The 23,312-nt window shown below is 42.6% G+C and carries 17 protein-coding genes; 14 read left to right on the forward strand and 3 right to left on the reverse strand.

All coding sequences use genetic code 11. From position 1 onward, the window contains the following. The coding region (locus WS34_RS04405; RefSeq protein WP_046403383.1) for a BT1926 family outer membrane beta-barrel protein at positions 1-453 on the forward strand (453 nt) is incomplete at its 5' end. A 161-nt stretch (positions 454-614) separates the two neighbouring features. Further along, positions 615-1,133: a Fic family protein gene (locus WS34_RS04410; protein ID WP_046403385.1), complete on the forward strand. Its 519-nt coding sequence runs from the start codon at positions 615-617 to the stop codon at positions 1,131-1,133. Between the two features lie 83 nt (positions 1,134-1,216). Here the strand turns inward: WS34_RS04410 and recQ are convergent, their stop codons facing one another. Continuing rightward, positions 1,217-3,400 carry a DNA helicase RecQ gene (gene recQ, locus WS34_RS04415; RefSeq protein ID WP_013611904.1) on the reverse strand — a complete coding sequence of 728 codons (2,184 nt, stop codon included), beginning with the start codon at positions 3,398-3,400 and terminating at the stop codon, positions 1,217-1,219. A 245-nt stretch (positions 3,401-3,645) separates the two neighbouring features. On the opposite strand from recQ, the gene WS34_RS04420 reads away from it, so the two are divergent. From WS34_RS04420 to lptB, 3 genes are all read left to right on the forward strand, one after another. Beyond that, positions 3,646-4,611 (forward strand): KpsF/GutQ family sugar-phosphate isomerase, encoded by a 966-nt coding sequence (locus tag WS34_RS04420; protein ID WP_013611903.1) that lies wholly within the window; start codon positions 3,646-3,648, stop codon positions 4,609-4,611. Positions 4,612-4,616: 5 nt separating this feature from the next. Then, positions 4,617-7,106, forward strand: coding sequence for a DUF5686 and carboxypeptidase-like regulatory domain-containing protein (locus WS34_RS04425; protein ID WP_046403418.1), 2,490 nt, complete (start codon positions 4,617-4,619; stop codon positions 7,104-7,106). A 78-nt stretch (positions 7,107-7,184) separates the two neighbouring features. After that, complete coding sequence (gene lptB / locus WS34_RS04430) at positions 7,185-7,916, forward strand: LPS export ABC transporter ATP-binding protein (RefSeq protein WP_022160188.1); 732 nt, start codon at positions 7,185-7,187, stop codon at positions 7,914-7,916. A 222-nt stretch (positions 7,917-8,138) separates the two neighbouring features. On the opposite strand, the gene WS34_RS04435 is transcribed toward lptB, so the two are convergent. Next, positions 8,139-8,753 carry an RNA polymerase sigma-70 factor gene (locus tag WS34_RS04435; RefSeq protein WP_087394931.1) on the reverse strand — a complete coding sequence of 205 codons (615 nt, stop codon included), beginning with the start codon at positions 8,751-8,753 and terminating at the stop codon, positions 8,139-8,141. Positions 8,754-8,873: 120 nt separating this feature from the next. Further along, positions 8,874-9,359 carry a TlpA family protein disulfide reductase gene (locus tag WS34_RS04440; protein ID WP_022160187.1) on the reverse strand — a complete coding sequence of 162 codons (486 nt, stop codon included), beginning with the start codon at positions 9,357-9,359 and terminating at the stop codon, positions 8,874-8,876. 245 nt (positions 9,360-9,604) lie between these two features. On the opposite strand from WS34_RS04440, the gene WS34_RS04445 reads away from it, so the two are divergent. The 9 genes from WS34_RS04445 to WS34_RS04480 are packed head-to-tail and all read left to right on the forward strand — an operon-like array spanning position 9,605 to position 23,302. Further along, a complete protein-coding gene (locus WS34_RS04445) occupies positions 9,605-10,873 on the forward strand; it encodes an Omp28-related outer membrane protein (RefSeq protein ID WP_046403388.1) in 1,269 nt (422 codons plus the stop codon). Between the two features lie 20 nt (positions 10,874-10,893). Continuing rightward, complete coding sequence (locus WS34_RS04450; protein ID WP_046403391.1) at positions 10,894-12,504, forward strand: DUF6029 family protein; 1,611 nt, start codon at positions 10,894-10,896, stop codon at positions 12,502-12,504. Between the two features lie 27 nt (positions 12,505-12,531). Further along, complete coding sequence (locus tag WS34_RS04455; protein ID WP_046403393.1) at positions 12,532-14,691, forward strand: BACON domain-containing protein; 2,160 nt, start codon at positions 12,532-12,534, stop codon at positions 14,689-14,691. Positions 14,692-14,709: 18 nt separating this feature from the next. Continuing rightward, entirely contained in the window at positions 14,710-16,545 is a 1,836-nt protein-coding gene (locus WS34_RS04460; RefSeq protein WP_046403396.1) for a M64 family metallopeptidase, read from the forward strand. A gap of 15 nt (positions 16,546-16,560) precedes the next feature. Next, positions 16,561-17,706 (forward strand): FecR family protein, encoded by a 1,146-nt coding sequence (locus WS34_RS04465; RefSeq protein WP_046403398.1) that lies wholly within the window; start codon positions 16,561-16,563, stop codon positions 17,704-17,706. A 29-nt stretch (positions 17,707-17,735) separates the two neighbouring features. Next, complete coding sequence (locus WS34_RS15410) at positions 17,736-18,917, forward strand: SusC/RagA family TonB-linked outer membrane protein (RefSeq protein WP_286693623.1); 1,182 nt, start codon at positions 17,736-17,738, stop codon at positions 18,915-18,917. Beyond that, the gene (locus tag WS34_RS04470) at positions 18,889-21,135 is read left to right on the forward strand and encodes a SusC/RagA family TonB-linked outer membrane protein (RefSeq protein ID WP_286693624.1); all 2,247 of its coding nucleotides are present in this window, start codon (positions 18,889-18,891) and stop codon (positions 21,133-21,135) included. Before WS34_RS15410 ends, WS34_RS04470 begins: the two co-directional genes overlap by 29 nt. 7 nt (positions 21,136-21,142) lie before the next feature. Further along, positions 21,143-22,630, forward strand: coding sequence for a RagB/SusD family nutrient uptake outer membrane protein (locus tag WS34_RS04475; RefSeq protein WP_046403422.1), 1,488 nt, complete (start codon positions 21,143-21,145; stop codon positions 22,628-22,630). A gap of 6 nt (positions 22,631-22,636) precedes the next feature. Next, positions 22,637-23,302: a DUF4843 domain-containing protein gene (locus WS34_RS04480; RefSeq protein ID WP_046403399.1), complete on the forward strand. Its 666-nt coding sequence runs from the start codon at positions 22,637-22,639 to the stop codon at positions 23,300-23,302. Positions 23,303-23,312: the final 10 nt, after the last annotated feature.

Raw genomic sequence — 23,312 nt, forward strand, 5'->3', positions numbered from 1 at the left:
CCTGAGTATAGCGCACTCCCGGGCACGGCCGAAGGTGATGAGGCTGAGATCGGAGATATTCCGAATTATAGCTTCGTCCCGGAAAGTAACAGACTACAGTATCAGGCCGGACTCGGTTGCGACCGTTATGTAGCGACCAGATATCAGCGTTTGTTCTTTTATTACGGACTTGAAGCAGGATTTGCTTACGGACGTAGTACGGCAAATGCCGAAGATGAAACTTATAGCGGGAAGGCTGTCGGCGAGACGTTTAACATCAACGGTTCGTTCGTCACCGGATTCCAGTATTTTATTGCAGATGCCATCTATACCGGTATCGAGATTTGCCCCGTAGGTTATTCTTATGCAGTAAATAATCTCAGACCTCAGGCCGGAGTGAAGATGTTGTCGGCAGATACACATCAGTTCAATTTCCTGGCCAGTCCCATGATTAAACTAGGCTTCCGGTTTTAATTCAAACCCTTTGTATAAATAGAAGGGGGTGTGCCTGGCACATCCCCTTTTTTAGTTTTATTCATTGTGACAAACAATGAAAAAGGTTGTAGCTATACAACCATATTAAAAACATTTTTGGCAGTTATATTTACATGATATGATAATGGGTATGGTACTATATGAAATATCTTAATATAAAGAAGGCTTTGGCCGCATGGCAGGAATTACAGCCATTGTCTGAAAAGGACAGGGAAAATAACAGGGCAGGGCAAGAGGGAAAACTCTCTCCGGTGGAGTTGGCTGCCTTGTTTCATTACCGATATATACGAATTCACCCCTTTGAGGATGATAATGGCCGTATTGCCCGGTTGATGGTGAATTTTATTCTGACTTGCCATAATTATCCGATGGTTGTGATTCGTAGTCGCAAGAAGAGTGAGTATCTTGAGGCTTTGCATCAAACAGACCTTGAAGTCGGTCCTATACCTGGCGATGGTGCCCATGCGGATATTAAAGATATCCGTCCGTTCTTGAAATATTTCAATGATCTGGTTGCTGTTGAAATATATAATGATGTGAAAGAAATTACAGGCATAAGCATCGCTGCCATTCAAAAACTGCCTGACCAACTCATTCAGAAGAAATACGTTGAGCGAGGTGAAAAGGATGGCAGTTGGAGAGTGTTTGTGACACAGTGACATACCCCTTATAGTTGACGAAAAAAGAGGGGGTATCGATCATTTCGACTTACCCCCAATATTTCCCGCAACTTTTTCCATTGTCAGTTTCCGTGTTTGGAATGTAACTTCAGCCGCATCAGCCGAAGATCTTCTTCTGCATAATCTCCTTCGAATTCGTCGAAAGCTTCGGAAATATTGTCGGAACTCGCCTCCATAAAATAATCCATGATTTCCTGCTGTTGCTCTTCGTCGAGGATCTTATTGATATAATAATCGATGTTTAATTTCGTTCCGGAAAAGACGATCGCTTCCATCTCCTTGATCAGTTCGTCGAAGTTGAGCCCCAAAGCCGAAGCGATATCTTCCAGATCGATCTGGCGGTCGATATTCTGGATGATGTATACTTTGAATTTGGATTTATTGGCTACTGTTTTCACGACCATATCCTGTGCCCGTTCGATCTCGTTGTCTTCAACGTATTGTTTGATGACTTCGACGAATTCTTTGCCGTATTTCTGTGCTTTCCCGGCACCTACGCCCTGGATGTTGGCCAATTCTTCGAGTGTGATCGGATAATTGGTACACATATCTTCCAGTGACGGGTCCTGGAAAATGACGTAAGGAGGCAAGTTATTGGTCTTGGCTATTTTCTTCCGTAAATCTTTCAGGATAGCGAATAAAGTGCTGTCCAACGCAGATACACCACCTTTCTCCTGTATCTTTTCTTCTTCTTCGTTCTCGTCGAAATTGTGATCTTCCATCAGCATAAAACTTTTAGGGTTATCCAAAAATTTTTGGCCTTCATCCGTTAGTTTGATTACTCCGTATTGTTCTATATCTTTTTCGATAAATGAACTGACTAAAGCCCTCCGGTATACCATCGTCCAGAATTGCCGGCTTTTTTCCGAACCGGCACCGAATAATTCCAGTTTATCATGCTTATACGATTTGATGGCAGAATCGGCTTCACCGATGAGGATATTAACCAAATGTTCGATTTTGAATTTTTCTTTAACATCGCTGACCAGTTGCAGGGCATCGACCATATAATCTTCGCCTTCGAACTCTTTCTTCGGATAGAGGCAGTTGTCACAACAGCCGCAGTTGTCTTCTTCATAGGTTTCTCCGAAATAATGGAGCAGTACTTTACGCCGGCATAAAGAAGTCTCGGCATAAGCGACTGTTTCCATCAGCAATTGTTTACCGATTTCCTGTTCGGCAATGGGTTTCCCCTGCATAAACTTTTCGAGCTTTTGGATGTCTTTAAAACTATAATAAGTCAGACAGATTCCTTCGCCACCATCCCGTCCTGCCCGTCCTGTCTCCTGATAATACCCTTCGAGACTTTTAGGAATGTCATAATGGATGACAAAGCGTACGTCTGGTTTGTCGATCCCCATACCGAAAGCAATGGTCGCTACAATAACGTCCACCTCTTCCATCAGGAAGCGGTCCTGGTTGGTACTTCGGGTACTGGCATCCATTCCCGCATGATAAGGAGCTGCTTTGATACCGTTGATACTAAGCACTTCCGCCAGTTCTTCCACTTTCTTCCGGCTCAGACAGTAGATGATACCGGATTTCCCTTCATGGTTTTTAATAAACTTAATAATGTCTTTCGTGACATCTCCTTGTTTAGGACGTACTTCGTAGTATAGGTTCGGTCGGTTGAAAGAAGATTTAAAAACCTGGGCATCCATCATATCCAGGTTCTTCTGGATGTCGTTCTGCACTTTGGGTGTCGCTGTCGCAGTCAATGCAATGATCGGCGCTTTACCGATTTCTTCGACGATCGGACGGATTTTCCGGTATTCTGTCCGGAAATCGTGGCCCCATTCCGAGATACAATGTGCCTCATCCACAGCAAAGAAAGAAATCTTGATCTTCTTTAGAAATTCAACATTACTTTCCTTGGTCAAGGATTCGGGAGCAACATAGAGCATTTTCGTTTTACCGCTCAAAATGTCTTCTTTCACATTTAAAATCTCATTTTTGGTCAACGAAGAGTTGAGAAAATGCGCAACTCCTTCAGCGGCTGAAAATGAACGCATGGCATCCACCTGATTTTTCATCAGAGCAATCAGCGGAGAAATAATAATCGCGGTGCCCTCGAGAAGCAATGCCGGTAATTGATAACACAACGATTTACCACCTCCTGTAGGCATCAATACAAAAGTGTTATTTCCTGCCAGCACGTTCTTAATGATGGCTTCCTGATTTCCTTTGAAATGATCGAAGCCAAAATACTCTTTTAATTTTGCGTGTAAATTAATCTGCAATCCCATTGTATTATTCATATATTTTGCACACCCTTTTTCTCAAGGAAATGCAAATTTATAACTTAATTTGTTTGGACAAACAAAATGGCACAATAAATGTTATGATCACCTAAGCAAATGAATGACAAAAATTGGTATTTTTGTCGTTTAGTAAAGTTATAGGAAAAAAATCGGGTTACCATAATTTTTTCTGATTTTTTTGGCATAAATATTGTCTATTGTTTAAGAAATATTTTAAAGAATAATCTAAGATGGTTGATATTAAGGAGGTTGCAAAAAAAGTAATTGCTGATGAAGCTTTAGCTATACAGAATCTGGCTCGATTTATCGACGACGATTTCGAAAAAGTGGTCCGATTGATCTATAATACGAAAGGACGGGTGATCGTTACAGGTATAGGTAAAAGTGCCATTATTGCCCAAAAAATAGTGGCTACTCTCAATTCGACCGGTACTCCTGCTGTTTTTATGCATGCGGCCGACGCTATCCACGGTGATCTGGGGATGATTTGCCACGACGATGTCGTCATTTGTATTTCCAAAAGCGGGAACACCCCCGAAATCAAGGTGCTGGTCCCGTTGATCCGGAATGTCGGTAACGAACAGATCGTGGCTATGGTATCGAATACCGATTCTTTCCTGGCAAAGAATGCGGCTTATGTATTGAAAGCACAGGTCGACCGTGAAGCTTGCCCGAATAATCTGGCGCCGACCAACTCGACGACAGCACAACTTGTGATGGGAGATGCCCTTGCTATTTGTCTGATCCAATGCAGGAGTTTTTCAAGCCGTGATTTTGCTAAATATCATCCCGGAGGATCCTTGGGGAAACGTTTATATACCCGGGTATCCGATGTATTCGATCAGGATAACCGGCCTTATGTATCTTTGGAAGACGGAATCCGTAAAGTGATATTGGAGATGTCGGGCGGAAGATTGGGCGCAGTGGCGGTGACCGATGCCGAAGGAGGATTGTTAGGCATTATTACCGACGGGGATTTGAGACGTATGCTCGAGAAATATGAAGATGTGGATGGCTTGAAAGCCCGGGATATTATGTCGGTTTCTCCGAAAACTATTCAGGAAGAAGAACTCGCTTACAACGCTTTCCAGAAAATGGAACAGAATAGTATCACTCAATTGGTGGTCGTGGACGAAGATAAAAAATACAAGGGAATGGTTCATATCCACGATATATTGAGAGAAGGGGTAGTATAATGATCATGAATAAAAGAATCGTATTATTAGTTGTATTACTGTTACTTGGACAATGCATGTGGGCTCAGAGTACCCGGGTGAAGGGGAAAGTGACGGATGCCAAGACGGGAGAAGTTTTACCTCTGGTCAATGTTTTTTTTACCGGGACGACTATTGGAATGACCACCGACTTCGATGGAGAATATTACCTCGAAACCCGCGAAGAAGTGACTGAGCTCCAGGCGTCTTTTGTCGGTTATCTCCCGAAAACAGTAAAGATAAACAAGGGGGCGTACAATGCTGTCGATTTTCAGCTGGAACCTCAGACTTTCGATCTGGACGAGGTAAAAGTTACTCCCGGAGAAAATCCGGCACATGTGATCCTCCGGAATGTCAGTAAAAACAAATACAGAAATAATCCTGCCCGGTTCGAACAATATTATTGTAAGACTTATACCAAGATGGAGCTCGACCTGACGAATATCAAGCCAGGGTTTAAAAATAAGAAGTTACAAAAGAATTTCGGATTTATCTTCGAGCACATGGATACTTCGGTCATTACGGGAAAGGCTTATCTGCCTGTGATGATTTCCGAAGCTTCTGCCGATTATTATTACCGGAAGTCACCGTCCTTATCCCGGGAGATTGTGAATGCCAGCCGGATTTCCGGTATTGAAGAAGACTATACCTTGGCGCAGTTTACCGGCCATTTACATGCCAACGTCAATTTTTACGACAACTATATCGATATTTTCGAAGTACGTTTCGCCAGTCCGCTTTCGGATCACGGGCTTTTATTTTATAAATATTTCCTGGTCGATAGTTTGCAGATCGATGGCCGGAAGACCTATAAAATCAGATTTCATCCCAAATCTTTCTCTACACCTGTATTGGATGGGGAAGTAAATATCGATTCGATGACCTGGGCATTGCAATCGGCTCACGTCAAAATGATGAAGGGGTTGAATGTGAACTGGATCAGACACCTGGTGTTGGATAATGAAAATCAGTTCCTGGACGATTCGGTCTGGTTTCCGAAGCAGGATAAAATCTTTGCCGATTTTTCCATCGTCATGTCCGATTCTTCGAAGATGGTGTCCTTTTTGGGGCACCGGCAAGTAGATTACTCGCATATACAGCTGAATCCGGTCATTCCCGACAGGGTGCTCAAAATGGATAATAATGTGATTATCGATAATAATGTCCTGAAAAATGACGATCGTTTTTGGGATACGATCCGGCCCTATGCATTGAGTGGTAAGGAAAAACAGATCTATGGAATGGTCGATTCGATTAAAAACGTACCCCTGTATCAAAATATATACACGATTGTCTCTATGGTCCTGGGTGGGTATTACGATACCGAATATGTAGAGTGGGGACCTTATTATAAGTTGCTTAGCTTCAACAAACAGGAAGGATGCCGTTTTCAGTTGGGCGCCCGGACTACAACCGATTTCAGCAAGAAAATCCGTCTTTTCGGTTACGGAGCCTATGGAACGAAGGATCGTCGCTGGAAAGGAGCCGGTGGATTCGATTATTCCTTCAACGATTTACCGACTTCGAAGTTATCGGCTGCTTTCAAACACGATGTCGTGCAATTGGGAGCGGGAATCAATGCGTTTACCGAAGGAAATATCCTGAGTTCAATCTTTTCGAGAGGGGATAACGATCGGTTGAGTATGGTCAACCAGTTGGATGTGAACTTTGAGAAAGAATGGCGGCAAGGGGTTTCCAATACTTTTGGGGTACAGGTCAGGGACCTGTTTTCTAATCCTTATGTGCCTTTTGTGAAACCTGACGGAGAATTGATGCCCTCTGTACAGTCGACGATAGTACGCTTGAATACCCGTTTGTCTAAAGATGAAATAGTCGTTCGTAAAGCATTCGATAAATACAGTTTAGGATCCGATTATCCGATTATCGGCGTCGATCTGGCCATGGGGGTGAAGGGGCTGTTTAAAAATGACTATGAATTTTACCGGGCTGTAGCTTCTATCAATTATGATTTTCCGATTTCGCCGATCGGTAAGTCTCATGTGGTACTGACCGGAGGAAAAATTTTCGGGAAAGTGCCTTATCCTTTACTGAAACTTCACGAAGGAAACGCTACCTATTTTTATGATCCTTACGCTTTCTCATGTATGAATTACTATGAGTTTGCTTCGGATACCTGGCTGGCATTTTTCTACGAACATCATTTTAAAGGTTTCTTTTTGGGGAAGATTCCTTTGATGAAAAAATTGAAATGGCGGGAAGTATTTATTTTCAAAGGATTGATCGGAACACTTTCCGATAAGAATAACGGAAGCCTGCCCGATACCCGGGCCATACTGTTGTTCCCCGAGGGAATGTCTTCGGTGTCCAAGCCCTATTTTGAAACAGGGGTCGGCATAGAAAATATTTTCCGGCTGTTCCGGATCGATGCGATATGGAGACTGACCCACCGCGAAGACCGGCCAGGACAGCATGTCCAGAATTTTGCTATTAATTTTTCTGTTTATTTGAATTTTTAAATCATTTTCCTGTAGTCCTTGTATTTTTTTTCTTCCTCTCTGTCTTTTTCTTATCTTTGTGATCTAAAACAGCACATGATGATACTAAGAGCAGAACATTTGATAAAGAAATATAAAAGTCGTACCGTTGTCAAAGATGTATCGGTGCAAGTGGAGCAAGGAGAGATTGTGGGTTTGTTGGGGCCTAATGGTGCTGGGAAAACGACTTCTTTTTATATGATTGTCGGACTGATCACTCCGAATGGTGGTCGGATCTTTCTGGATGATCAGGAAATAACCAAAGAACCGGTTTATAAGCGTGCACAGTTGGGGGTAGGTTATTTGGCACAGGAGGCTTCGGTGTTCCGGCGGCTGAGTGTCGAAGACAATATCCGCGCTGTATTGGAAATGACCAAAATGACCAAAGAAGAGCAGAAAGACCGGCTCGAAGAAATGCTCGACGAATTCGGGTTGCAGCATATCCGTAAAAGCCTGGGAATCCAGTTGTCGGGAGGAGAACGACGCCGTACGGAAATTGCCCGGGCACTTTCGATCCGGCCTAAATTTATTTTGTTGGACGAGCCTTTTGCCGGTGTAGACCCTATCGCAGTCGAAGATATTCAAAATATCGTACAGAAATTGAAGGATAAGAACATCGGTATTTTGATTACCGACCACAATGTACAGGAAACACTTTCGATCACCGACCGGGCCTATCTGCTTTACGACGGCCGTATCCTGCAAGCCGGAACAGCAGAGCATCTGGCTGCCGACCCGGAGGTACGGAGAGTATATTTGGGGAAAAATTTTGAATTGCGCCGCAAGAAATAATCTCCGGCTAAAATGTAGGTTTATTTCGTTACCAATTCGTCTCCGGTGATCGGAATTGTCGACCCGGTCACCTCTGTCGGTCGTCTACCTTTTTCTATCACTGACCGGCGGGACTCCTCACTTCGCAAAAAACTTTACGTTACGTTTCCGTCAGACACCACCGGTCTGACGGTATAAAAACCGGAATCGGAATAGAAGAAAAAATGCCCCTGGATTTTATTTTTAATTATTATTTCTTTTTATTAATTTCCGCAACAAAAATATCCAATTCAGAAGAGTAAACCTGTATGGTCCAAGTTCATTACGGAGGTATTGATAAGCTCTTTTTTTTAAAGTTTTCAGTGTATTAACCGAAATTTTCAATTGTTCGGCGATTTTGGGATTAGATACTCCTTCCAGCGTCAGTAGTACAATTTTTCGTGTCTGTTCCGGTAATTTATAAATTGCATCGTACATAGATCCGAATACCTCCTCTTCTATGATTTTACGCTCCAATGGCTCCCTCAATTCATTTTGTAGCCATACATTGAGTTCTGTACTATTCCTGTTTCGTACTTTGTCATGCCGGAGATAATCAAGTGCTGCATTCCGGACATTCCGGAAAAGATATACACGGATAGCTGTAAAGCTGTCAAATCCTTTTAAATGATCCCACAACTGGATAAAAGCCTCTTGTACCAAATCTTCCGCTATGTCTTTGTCTTTAACATAGTGAAATGCGAATGACCAAAGTGAAGTGTAATGGCGGTCGAATAACCGGTCGAATACATCTGGCTGGTCATATGAGAATTCCTGTAAATCAGTTTTAGCATGGTTGTCTGAGGCTTTTTTCAGCATAGTATAATAATAACGAACAAAAATAATGGCAAATATATGAAATTACTTATTTTCCTCTATAATTTATTAGTAATCCTATAACTTTTCAGCCATTAAAACTGTTTTATTTTCTCTACTATATCATTTTTTTCCGATTGTTTCTAATGCTTTGTCTACAACTAAAACTTCATTACCTGGCATGTATCCGGAATGGGTCCATACCACTTTCTTATCGTTTATAACTAAAACATAGGGAATTGCTGAAATATTGAATGCTTTATATAGCTCTTTATTCGGGTCGAGCAGTACTTCGAATGGCCATTTTTTCCCTTTTACAAGGGATTTTACTTTAGCCATTGCTCTGGCATCATCAATTGATACTGCTATAATCCGGACTTTATTTTTCCAGGAGTCTTCTAAATCTTTTAATGCTTCCAGTTCACTTTGGCAAGGCTTACACCAGGTTGCCCAAAACGATATGATTACCGGGCCTTGTTGTACTGCGTCTTTAAAAGTAATTTTTTTCCCGTCCAATTGTTTTAAGGTTACATTTTCCGGAATCATTTGTCCGCAAACTTGTAGGTTCCAGATCAATAAAGTGAGTAAAATTAGAATTCCTGTTTTCATTTTTTTCTTTTTATTAGGATGAATAAGTTACTTCTTTTTAAGAAACGTGTAGCCCTGTTATTCGGGTGACAATTCTTTTGATTTTATATATAAAATCCCAGGGATATTTCCGGGAGAACCAATGAAATGGATCTTACCCTTTGCCGCCGGAAAAATATTTTTCCTGAAATGTATTTTTTTTCAGTCACCCTGTCAGGTGGGGTATACGTTTCTTATTTGAAAAATAACTTTTAAACTTATAAATTATGAGAAAATCGTTTTTATTGTTTTTGTCTGTTATCTGTGTGGTAGCGTTTTCTTGTTCTGATTCGGACGATGGAGATGATACTGGTGACGGCATTTTAAGCGGTCTTACCTTGACTTCAGACCGTTTTTATTTTTCAGCAGATGGTGTGGATGCTGTAGTTTTTACCGTGAAGGACAATACCGGGAAAGATGTGAGTACACAGTGTGTGTATAAAGCCAATGACCAGGAATTAGTCGATAACACCTTGTCTTCTGACACTCCGGGTACTTATAAAGTTGTTGCAACTTACAAGGGAATTGTATCTAATACCTTGGATGTGATTGCTATGAATGAGAATGTAAAGTTAAAGGTGACTTCTGATAAAAAGAGTATCGTGGCAGATGGCGGAGATTTTGCCTGTCTTTATTTAGTTGATGAGCAGGGGAGCCGTATTTCTGGGGGAGAGTTTTATATTGACGGGGAAAAGTTAGATAGCCCCTATTTCGGAACGACAGAGGCCGGGATGCATCGAATTACTGCAATGTGGCAGGGGAAAGAAGCTGAAGAGGCATTGAATTTGGGTGCATTTAAAGAAGGTGAGTTTACAGCGCGTATGTTAGTAGAAAGCCTGACTGGAACGAATTGCGGATACTGTACCAGTACAATCCAATTACTGACTGAAGAAGATGCATTGGCCCGGAAAGATCCCAGAATCGTTTTGATCGAGACGCATTACGAGGGACAATCTCCTGAAATGTGGCAGAAATACGATGAACGCAGCCGGGAGATGGAGAAAGCTTTTATTGCATATTTCGGCTCTACGGGTACTCCTTCGGTTTATTTAGATCGTAATAAAGATAAATTTTCAGTCGATGCTATGGGACGTGATGGATTACTGTCGGCTATTAAATCCAAGGCTGAGGTTGCTATCGCCATTAAAAATTCTTTATCGGAAGATAAAAAACAAGTTGAATTGACTGCTGTGATCGGTAGTAAAAAATCTTTCAACGGTAAAGTGATCGCTGCTTTGGTTGAAGATGGCATGTATTTGAATCATGTTTCTTTAGGGATGATAGAGTGGTTTCATACCATGCGTGATTATATGCCTTCATTTGAAGGAGAGGAAGCGGTGGCTTTTGAACCGGGTGCCCCGAAAGAAATTAAATTCCAGATCAATATGGGAAAAGCAGATCCGGTAAAGAGTACGCTTGTGGTTTTTGTAACGAACGAACAGGGGGTGGTTGAGAATGTGCAACAGGTTGCTATTGGGACGAATGTCGGGTATTGAATCTTTGAATATAGGTAGGAATGTGTAATTGTAAAATTCCTGTTTTATTGGTTGTATTTGCTGTATTTTCCGGGTTTGTACAAGCTCAGGAAATACAGCACTCCAAGGGACATTTTAGCGGAAGTCTGGAGACGAACTGGGGATTCTACATGAAGGATGATAAGTTGGGGGTGAAGAAGGTAGAAGATAAAGTGGCTACCAATACTTATCTGACTTTAGGATATTCATTTAAAGCTTTCCGGTTTGGTCTGGAGTATGATATCTATGAACCTCCGATGATTGGTTTTTCTCCGGACTGGGAGGGATGTAAGTTGATGAGAGGATTTGCTGAATGGACCGGTAAGTCTTTGGAATTACGTGCAGGGACGGTATATGAACAGTTTGGAAGTGGTTTGATTTTCCGTACTTATGAGGAAAGGGCCTTGGGGATTAATAATGCCTTGATGGGGGGAAATATCAGGTGGCGTCCGTGGGATGGGGTGACTTTGAAAGGTGTGGCCGGAGTACCGCAGAAATTTCGGGAATATGCTCCGGTACGGATCTATGGTGCAGATGGAGAAATGGATTTGGGGAGTTTGTTGTTCCCGGAAAACGGAATGCTGCTTTCGGTGGGTGGTTCTTGGGTATTGCGTGATGACAGAAGTGACGAACATGATGTGAAGGCCGACCGGGTAGTACGGAATTATGCCGGCAGGCTGGATTTGTCCAAGGGGATATTTTCCCTGGGAGGGGAATATGTTGCAAAGAGTCGCTCTTTGTATTGGGACGACGCATATAATATCCGCTATGGAAAAGGTCGTAATGTGCTGTTGTATGCAGGGATCGATGCTCCGGGAATAGGTTTTTCCGCTACGTTTCGTGCTTTTGAAAACGGAGATTTGCGGGTCGACGATTGCTTAAACGATGAAAGTGTCAGTTTGAATTATGTGCCGGCATTGACCATGCAACATAAATATGCATTGTTGACTTTATTTCCGCATGAGATAAAAATGGCAGGAGAGACAGGAGGACAATTCAGTTTGTTTGGGGAGCTGCCTATAGGAAAAAAAACAGCAAATCCACTGTCTTTTGCAGTGAACGGATCTATGTATCGGAGTCTTACTATGAAAAAGGACGATGAGAGTACGTATCTTTTCAGGCAGAAAGGAAAATTACTTTATGGAGAGATCGGCTTGGAATTGGAGAGAAAATGGTCGAAGAGTTTCAAAAGTACATTGTTGTTTTTCCACCAGAAAAAACTGGAATTCAGTAAATATGGTTTTGGGAATATGAGGATGGACTCAGAGGTATTGGTTGCCGATCTGCTTTACAAAGTTACCCCGAAGACTTCTTTACGGATGGAGTTACAGCATGTGTGGAGTGATTCAAAAGATAATCAGCGTTGGGCCATGGGATTGTTGGAGCTGGGATTGGCCCCGGCATGGATGGTATATGTAAGCGATATGTGCAATTATGAAAGTTATGGTGATAGCCTTCATTATTATCGTGTCGGAGGGAGTTACAGCTGGCGCAGCTTGCGGGCATCTGTCGATTATGGCCGGAATCGGGAGGGAATACAATGTGCCGGAGGAGTATGCCGCTATTTTCCGGAACATACAGGAGTTACTGTTATGTTATCTGTCGCTATTTAAAAATGGTTAACCATTAAATATAAATTTATGAAGACAAAATATTTATTTTTTAGTGTTTTATTCGTGTTCATCGCATGGGGTATCGTTGCCTGTAAAGATGATGATGGGCTCGATATGCCTGTTGAGTTGATAATTGGCGGAAATCAAACAGCTTTTGAGTTTCCGGCAATGGGCGGAGAGCAAAAACTGGCTATGAAATCCAATTATCCCTGGGGAGCGGAGATGTCTCCACTGGAAGACAGTGTATGGTGTAAATTGAAAGTCTCTGAAAAAGAATTGGTGATCAGTCCTTTACAAAATCTGGATACCTTAGTACGTTCTTCCCGGGTGAAAATTTTTTCGGGGGAAGGAGAGAATATGAAAACTTTGTACCTGGACGTTGTCCAAAAGGCCGGAGATAAAATGTCTATTATGTTTTCTCCGGAAAAAGTCGTTTTTTCTCCGAAAGAAGAAACCCGGGAAGTGATGTATATGACTTTCAGTCCGGAAATCGAGTACAAGTGGCATGGGGATACCTTGGTTGATTGGATTACCGTACGACTTGATGCAGAAAATTCAAAATTATTACTGACTTCCGAATTTAATGAATTGTTGACAGCCCGGCGTGCAACGTTGGAAGTATCCGGTGGTGTCGGAGGTAACCGTTTCACCGATACTTTGGCTATCGAACAATTGGGAAATGAGCCGATGATCATGGCGAATCCGGATACTGTCCGTATAGATGCTGCCGGAGGGGCTGTCGATATTGAGGTTTTATCGACGGTTGAAAAATATAATATAGTGGCCGCGGGATGGGTAAAAATGGAGCCGAAAGAAGGAGAAACGGATAAATATCTGTTATCGGTAGAAGCTAATCCGACTCTGAATGAACGTACCATTACAATTTTATTAACCACACCTTACGGTGTTATTCCTTCTGTGAACGGAGAATTGATAGTTATCCAGGAAGGAAATGTTTTGGCGAAAATTTCTACCGATCAGGAAAAAGTCAACTTTAAGACAGAAGGCGGTGAGATGACGGTAAAAGTAAACTCTTCCTGGGAAAACTGGAAAGCAGAAGTCAATAAAGAGGCACAGGAATGGTGTTCTGTCAGTACAGAGGGAGACGTGTTGAAGGTGAATGCGACTGCTTCTGAGTTGGAAACAGAGCGTACGGCTACCATTACCCTGAGTACCGGTGCGGCTTCTAATACGGCTTCATGTGAAGTGATTGTAACTCAACTCGGCACCAAACCGTCACTGGCACTTTCGGCAGACCGGGTTACCCTGAATGAGGCTGGAGATGAAGTGATCGTAAAAGTCTCTACGAATGCAAAAATGTGGGGAACAACCCTGCCTGAAAGCGAAGATAAGTGGTGTACCGTGACACCTGACTTTACTAATAATCAGATAAAGATCAGTGCTACACCTGCGGAAGCCGGTTCCCGTTCTGTTGAATTAATTGTTGAAATTCCTCAGACGGATGTGAAAGTGAAATTGACTATTGTACAGAGTAAATATTATAAAGTAGGTGATTTGTATGTAGTCAATGGCGAAACCTTAGGCCTGGTATATGAAATCAGTGACGGAGGTGCCCATGGTAAAGTGGTAGCTTTGAAAGCTCACAGGGATCTGAACTTGTGGTATCGTGTCGGATTACCTTATGATGAAACCAATGTAGATGATCCTAACAATGTGGGTACAATTGCCCGTAGCGAAACGGACGGACGGGAGAATATGAAAGCTTACAAACAGATTGCCGATTGGAAAACTCATTATCCTGTAGCCGCTTATGTCAGTGATTTGAATGACGGGAATGGAAATCCCGGATGGTATTTGCCGGCTATTCGAGAAATACAGGCAATGGTAGCCTGGATTGACGGAGAAGTTTTATCCCCTGATGGTGAAGCTGGTCGTGAACCTACTGAAGCCATAAAAGAAAAACGTAAAGCTGTTAACCAGTTGATCGTTGATAATGGAGGTGATGAGTTCTATTTCTACGGGAATGATAACAGTTTTATCATTAACCAGGACAATTCATGGGAGGCAGATTATTTCAACCGGATTTATACGTCGACAGAAACCGATTATCAGATACATCCGATGGTATTTAAGTTTTATTTGCGAAATGGTTGGTGGGAAACGATGCATATCTATGGAGATCTGGCCGGAAGTTATGGAGAAGTTCGTCCGTTCCTTGCATTTTAACAAGTAAAAATATCAGATATGAAATATTTAATTAATTTATTGTTTCTTTTGGGAGCAGCCTTCTTTTTAGGAGGTTGCTCAGACAACGGCGATCCTGTAGATACGCCCCGGCTGGAAGTCTCGGAGAGTTCCCTGCGTTTCGGTTCTCTGGCGACAGAGCAGATTATTCAGGTAACTTCTAGTGAGGCCTGGAAAATTGTAAATATTCCCGAGTGGTTATCGGTGGAGCCGGTAAGTGGACCGGCCGGAGAATGTGAGGTAAAGGTTACGGTAATTGAAAATACGACTGAAATAGAACGAAAAGTACGCCTGGTGGTTCAAGCAGGAACAGAAAGCTGGAATTTACCGGTATATCAGATGGAAAAAGGGGTATTGGAGTTGAATGAAAAAGAGTTCATCGCTTTATATAACCATACTTCCTTGAAAGTTCCTTACCGGTCGAACGGAACTTTAAAGGTAACCTTCAGCGAAGGGGTGGATTGGATAACAGCCCCTGTTACCAAGGCGGTAACCGACCGCAACCTGGCTTTAACTTTGACAGTGAACAATTCCAGTGTTATCCGGGAAGCCATGGTTTATTTGAAGGACACCCAGAGTAATCTGAGCGATACGCTGAAAGTGACCCAATATCCGGAACCCAAATGGAAATTGAATAACGATAAGCTGTTTGCCAAATATGATATGACAGAATTGACACATTCGTTTGAATGTAATATACCTTTCGATGTGGTGTTTGACGAAGAGGTAGAATGGGTGAAATTAAAGGAGACAAAAAGCGAAGACGGACAATTCAAGATGGTTTTCGAGTTACAGCCCAATACCGGTGAGTTTTTCAACCGTACGAAATTACGTCTGGAAAATGAAGTACTGGGATTGAGTTTCCCGCTATCCTTGAGTCAGATGTATAAAACTTACGACGGACATACTGTGATCTGGAAAAAACCGACTTATAATGATCCTTTTGCATCAGTACCTGATTTCCCGCGTATTACTTTTAATTTTATTCTGATTGGAGACGGTTTCACGAAAGAAGAAATCGAATCGGGGGTTTATGATTTGTATTGCCAGGAAGCGATGGAGGGCATGGAGTCACTGGAGCCTTTCAAGACTTATTCGGAACGTTTCGGATTTATCCTGCTGCATGCTGAATCTGCCGAATCAGGATGTACGGACTATAATGCGACTTATGGAGGGCCTAAGGAGGTAAATACCCGTTTCAAGTGTTCGTATGATGAGTTCGGAACCGGTATGAATTGTGATTATACGGCTATTCAGGAGTTTGTCAAGACTAGTATTGAGGGGGCAGGTTTAGACTATATTCCGACGCAGGATGTTGTGATTGTGATGGCTAACGGTAAGCGTTACGGAGGGGTAGCCAACCTGACCAAGTCTGGGGAAGGAGTAGCTATTTGTCCGGTATCTGAGGAGCCTTTCCCGAATAATTTTGTCCAGATTGTGCGCCATGAAGCCGGAGGACATGCTTTCGGAAAACTGGCCGATGAGTATTCTTTCGGTGGGCCTATCGATGCGAGTACGGCTAGTTACCTGAAGTCATGGCAGGAGGCAGGAATGTATCTGAATGTATCGATGTCGTCGACCGAATTTCCGAAACCTTGGCAAGAATTGAAAGACAGAGGTAAGATTTCCGATGTATATGTCGGTGGTTTCTCATGTAGTGGCGGGGTATGGCGTTCTTCTGAAAACAGCCTGATGAAAGGGATGGATGAGGGATTCAATATTTTGGGCCGTTATTTGATTTATTTACGAATGAAAAATTTCCGGGGTGAAGGGATGGATTTTCCAGCTGCGTCGCTGGACGATTTCCTTTCCCGTGATAAAGAAGATACTGAATAACTTTTTTGATTAGCTATGAGAACGGACAGTGAAGAGGCGATTAGGCGTTCGATTATTCATTCTCTGTTGGGAGATTTAGACGAGCAGGAAAGTCGGACATTGGAAAACTGGCTGAAAACACCGGAGCATCAGGACTTTTATAAAAAAATCAGTAACCGGGAATATGTCAGATGTAAGATGGCAGGGTTGGAGTTGTCCGATAAGGAAAAAGCCCGTGAACGTTTGAAAATGAATATTGCGCGTCGGATCGAGAGATACAGACGGCGGAAATGGTGGGGGAGGGTAGCAGGGGTTGTTCTGCTGTTGTGTATGGGGGAAGGCGTCTGGTTTTATTGGCAAAATGAAGTGAAGCAAACGGATCAGGACCTGGCAGAGAGAGTGACAGCCTCTTCTCTGCCGGTCATTCGGTTGGCTTCAGGTAAAGAGATTATGTTGAACAGGGATTCTGCTTACAACTGGGAGGGAGGCTTCTTGTTAGCTGAGGATGGGTATGCCCGTTATGAACCGACTGCAAACGTAAACCGGGCAGACTCTTCCCAATATAATGAGATACGGACACCCAGAGGAACGGATTATAAGATGATCTTACCGGATGGGACGAAAGTATGGATGAATGCGGAATCCGTTGTACGTTTTCCGGTAGTTTTTCCGGCAGGGGAACGTCGGGTAGCTTGTGACGGAGAGGTATTTTTTGACGTGGCACGTGATTCCTTGCGGCCTTTCCGGGTGGAAACGGCAGGAAATGTCGTGAGGGTTTTAGGAACCCGTTTCGATATCCGTCATTACGAAGATGAACCTTATTCGGCTGTGTTGTTGTCGGGAAGTATCCGGTTGAGCCGGGGAAATCATGAAATTTTACTGAAACCGGGAGAACAGGCGCAGTTGATGGAAGAACGCTGGGTGGTTGGAAAAGCCGGAGCTTCGGCAACAAGCTGGATCGACGGGTATTTTTTGTTTGATAACCGTTCTCTGGAATATATCATGAGAGAATTGGCACGTTGGTATGATATTGAAGTGTTTTTTGTAGATAGTGATAAACAGAACGAATATTATTCTTTTGAAATTGAACGGAGTAGTTCGTTAAAACATGTGATGAATATACTGGAGAAGACCCGTACGCTGGATATCGAATTGAAAGGCCGGACGGTCATTATCCGTTGAAAGAGAGGAATAGGTAATTTAATGAGAATATGAAAAATAATAGAGAGAATCGAATACGGTGGGGAAAGGTCTGCCGTTGGGCAGGAATATGGATCCGGTTATCCTTAATTACTTTGTTAATATTAACCGAACCTTTAGTGGTTGAAGCTGCCGGACAGAGTGTGGCATTCCGTCTGGAAAATGTTTCATTGAAAGAAGCTTTTAAAGAAATAAAGAGACAGTTGGGTTACAGATTGGCTTATAATGAACAAGTTATAAATGCTATTGGAAACGTTTCCGTAGATGTTGTGTCGGGAAATATAAATGAAGTGATGGAACAATGTCTGCGTGGTTCCGATTTCGGTTATGAGATTGAAGATCAGGTTATTGTTATTTATAAGAAACAGGCTGAAGCCGATATGGTTGCTCCACAGAAATTGATTAAGCTGGAAGGGGTCGTAGTCGATTCTAAAGGAGGTGTGCTGCCAGGAGTTACGGTTGTGGTGAAAGGTACCACGATTGGGGTGGCAACGGATATTGACGGTAAATTCAGTCTTGAAATAACAGAAACTCCGGGTATCTCTCTGGAATTTTCTTTTGTGGGAATGAATTCCAAAGAGATTCCTGTTAAAATAGAGAATGGAAAAGTACAACCTTTGCGGGTTGTGCTGGAAGAAACAGAGACTGAATTGGATGAAGTTGTGGTTACCGGTATGTTTGCCCGTAAAAAGGAAGGATTTACCGGTTCTGCGGTAACGGTAAAAGGGGATGAATTAAAAAAGATCAGTACTACAAGTATTGCTAAGGCTTTGTCTACCATTGAACCCAGTTTCCGGATCATGGAAAATATCAGTGCGGGTTCGGATCCGAACCGTTTACCGGACATGCGTATGCGTGGTTCTTCCACGCTGCCTGCCGGAGGGGCCGGAGACAATAATTTAGTGTCTTTGCAGGGAGAATACGATACTTATCCGAATCAGCCCTTATTGATACTGGATGGTTTCGAGATTGACGTGCAGACGATGGTCGATTTGGACCCGGATCGTGTACAGTCGATCACAATGCTGAAAGATGCTTCTGCAACGGCGATTTATGGTTCGAAAGCATCTAACGGTGTGATTGTAATTGAAACTTACACTCCGAAACCAGGAGAAATCAATGTGAGTTATGGCGGTAACCTGCGTTTGCAAATGCCGGACTTTGATGGATGCAGAGGAAAAAATCCAGGTTGAAGCTTTGGCTGGTTTATATTCTCCCAATGACCTGGATTCCCAACGGGACTATCAGAACCGTTTGCGTGAGGTGAAAAGAGGAGTCGATACGTATTGGTTGTCCCAACCTTTGCGGACAGCTGTACAACACCGGCATGCCCTGACGCTGGAAGGAGGAAGTGAGGCCCTGCGGTATAAATTGTATCTGGGACTCAATCAAACGCCGGGAGTAATGAAAGAGTCACGGCGTAGTACCCAGACGGCAGCGTTGGATCTTTCTTACCGTTACCGTAAATTACTGATGAAAAACAGCCTGACCGTGGATAATTCAACAGGAGATGACAGTCCTTACGGATCTTTCAGTGAATATACCCGTTTGAATCCTTATTTACGGCCTTACGGAGAAAATGGAGAAATCAATAAAATTATGCAGACCTGGGATATGATCTATCTGGGTAATTCACAACCTTATCAGGTAGCTAATCCGATGTATAATACGACCTTTCATAGTAAAGACCGGACCACCTCTTTTAGTATCCGTAACCTTTTTAAATTAGAGTATACTCCGACGGATGCCTGGCGTTTGCAGGCCGATATTTCTATACAGAAATCGACAGGTAAGGACGAGGTTTTCCGTCCTGCACAGCACACCGCTTTTGCTGAAGTGGTGGATCCTACCCTGAAGGGTGATTTTAAACGTAACCAGTCGGAGGATTTCAATTATATGTTTGCTTTTACAGCCAGTTATAACAATGTGGTCAATGATGTGCATTATCTGACGGGAAATCTGCGTTATTCGGTAGAGCAAACTCATAGCGAAGTCTATGGAGCAACGGTGACGGGTTTTCCGAACGGCAATATGGATCATATTTTGTTTGGTAAGAAATACAATGAAAACATGACCGGAAGTGAAGGAACTACCCGGGCTTTGGGAGCTGTGGCTACTTTGGGATATTCTTATGATTATCGTTATTCTGCCGATTTTAATATCCGTATCGACGGTTCTTCACAGTTTGGTAAAGACAATCGTTTTGCTCCTTTCTGGTCTGCAGGTTTACGCTGGAATATGAAGAAAGAAAGTTGGCTGAGAAATGTTAAATGGGTGGATGATGTGGTATTGCGGGCTTCATATGGGGTGACAGGTACACAAGGTTTTTCTCCTTATCAGTCCCGCTCAGTTTATACTTATACCAATTTAATGAAACCTTATTTTTCTTCTAATGCAACGGGGACGGAACTGGTCGCTTTGGGTAATTCGAATCTGAAATGGCAACAGACTGGAACCTGGAATGTTGGCTTGGAACTTTCCTTACTCAAAGGGCGTTTTACTACCCGGGCCGAATATTATATCAAGAATACGAAAAATTCTTTGGCACAGATTACGCTGGCTCCTTCTGTCGGTTTTGCTTCTTATCCGGAAAATATGGGAAATCTGGAGACGAAAGGGGTGGAGCTGAATTTTTCATTTATTCCTTATCGTAATCTGGATAAAGATGCTTATTGGGTGATCACGGTAAATGGTTCACATAATGAAGAAAAACTGAAAAAAATATCGGATGCTTTGCGCCATATGAATGAGCTTAATACCAGCAATGAAAAAGACAAACCTCTGCCGATGTATGAAGAAGGAGAGTCACAGACGCGTATTTGGGTTGTCCGTTCGCTGGGAATCGATCCGATGACAGGAGATGAGTTATTACTGACCCGCAATGGTAAAGTGACCAGTGAGTATAATGCTATTGATAAAATCCCTTACGGGGACACAGAGCCGAAATGGCAGGGAAATATCAATACTGCATTTAATTATAAAGGATTTGGAGCCAATCTTTCTTTTAACTATAAATTCGGAGGACAGGTATATAACCAGACGTTGGTGGATAAAATCGAGAATGCCGATTTACGGTATAATGTAGATAAACGTGTCTTGCAGGAACGCTGGCAGAAACCGGGGGATGTGGCTAAATACAAACGCCTGACAAACTCTGTCAACGGATCGGAAACACGTCCGACATCCCGTTTTGTGATGGATGAGAATACATTGACTTTCGGTTCGTTGTCTCTGACTTACCGGATGGATCAGCAAAATACACGTTTCCTGAAAAAGAGTTTTATCAGTTCGTTGAAGTGGGGATTTACTATGGAGGATATTTTTTATCTCTCATCTGTAAAACAGGAGAGGGGATTGGATTATCCTTTTGCCCGTCAGTTTGCAATTTCGTTAAATGTAGTATTTAAATAATATGAATATGTATAAATTTGTATATGGTTTCCTGTTGGTGATCGTATTGGGGAGTAGCGGATGTTCGGACTGGTTGGATGTACAGCCTAAAACTTCCGTGCCGGAAGAGGATTTGTTTGCAGATGAGTTTGGTTTCCAGGATGCTTTAACGGGCTTTTATCTTAAAATGGGAGAGTCTTCCCTTTACGGACGTGAGCTAACCTATAATTATATGGAGATGCTTGCCGGACGGTATGAGTACGCTCCTGACATAACGAACTGGACATCGATTTATAATTATGACGGAACTTATAAAAGTATTAAAGATAATGTTTTTTCAGGTGCTTATAATATTATTGCGAACATTAATAATTTCCTGCATTATCTGGAGGTGAACCGTGAGGTAATTACAACGCCGGGTTATTATGAGATTATGAAAGGGGAAGCTTTGGGTTTGCGTGCCTTTCTGCATTTTGATCTGTTACGGATGTTCGGGCCGGTATTTGCTATGGAACCTCAGGGGAAAGCTATTCCTTATCGGACAGTATTCAGTAATGAACCGACTCCTGTATTACCTGCTACGGAGGTGGTAGACGCTTGTCTGGCGGATTTACACCAGGCAGATTCTCTATTGTGGGAGGCTGATCATGATATCTTTGTTCATGACGTCAATGCAGACCCGTTTCTGGAGCTGCGTCAGTTTCGTATGAATCGTTGGGCTGTAAAGGCTATGTTGGCAAGGGTATATTGTTACAAGGGGGATGAAGAAAGTAAAGCTAAGGCTTATGCTGTTGCCAGTGAGGTGGTGGAAAGTAAATTGTTCCCGTTGACTGAAGCTTTGACGACAGAAAACAGGATCTTATTCGATGAACATATTTTTAGTTTACATATTTATGAGATGGAGAAAGTGGTGGACCCTGATTTCATCAATCAGAATGTTTCCGGTTTGGGAGTCGGCAAAGAACTGTTCGGGCAGTTTTATGATTTATCTGCCGGTGGTTCTACTGATTTCCGTTCAGGAAATGCCGCTTTTCATGAGATGTTGATTACTGATGATACAAAGAAAATCTTGTCGAAATACGATCAGACCGGATATGCCTCAGATCATTTACCGAATTATACAGGAGCTTATTCCGGTGCAGATGTCATGCCCTTGATCAGGATTCCGGAAATGTATTATATTATGGCTGAATGTGATCCGGATCCGCAGAGCAGCGCTGAAATTTTGGATATGGTTCGTTTTAAACGGGGAATCGCCTCCAGTGATGCGACAGATGGGGGAAAAGGATATGACGAACCGGATACCCGTGAAGGATTTGACAGTGGGCATACGCGCCGGATCAACGAAGTGATGCGTGAATACCTGAAAGAGTATTACGGAGAGGGACAGCTGTTTTATTTTTATAAACGGCACAACTACGTCACTTTTGTAAATTGCAGTTTGGTCGATGTACGGACAAAGTATCAGTTCCCTTTGCCTGAAAATGAAGATATGTTTGGTATAACCGGAAAATAGTAAGTGATGAAAAGATTGATATATGGAATGATGGTTGTATTGATTACCGCCATTTCTTGTGAGAAAAATGATATAAAGGGATATAACGAAGCCCCCCGTCTGGAATTTTTCAATACAAAAGCCGAGTGTGTTTTCGTTGACCGGGATTATATAAATGAAGTTACAGAACGTGCTTTAGGGGTAAAAGTGCGTTGTTTGGGATATGCTTTGGAAAAGCCTTTGAATTTTTGCCTGAAAACGGTCGATCAGATGGAAGGGGTTGTGTTTATACCTTCTTATGAATTTCCTGTTGGGGCTGAAACTTTTACGGCCCAGTTGGTTGTACCCCGTCCCCCTAGGGTCGGTGCCCAGTTGAATACAAAACTGACTTTTGATATAGAGAATGCTGAGCATGAGTTTGGGGAGGGACGTGTGGAGAATTCGGATTGTGAAGTTACTATCGCTTATACGATACGTCCTTCAGATTGGGATGAGAGGTTGTGGGGGATATACAGTAATAATAAATATATGTTTATGATGGACAACTTGGGGAAAATTTATGCTGAGACAGAGCAGACGAAAGAAGTTAGGGATGAGGTCAGTGCTAAGTATGAGGCTTATAAGAAGGCTGGTAATCCGCCTTTGATGGATGACGAAAATCCTCAGAATGAGATTGTGTTTCCTAAGGATTGATGATGAATGT

The organism is Odoribacter sp. N15.MGS-14 (assembly GCF_000980245.1).
In the GTDB taxonomy this organism is placed as follows: domain Bacteria; phylum Bacteroidota; class Bacteroidia; order Bacteroidales; family Marinifilaceae; genus Odoribacter; species Odoribacter splanchnicus.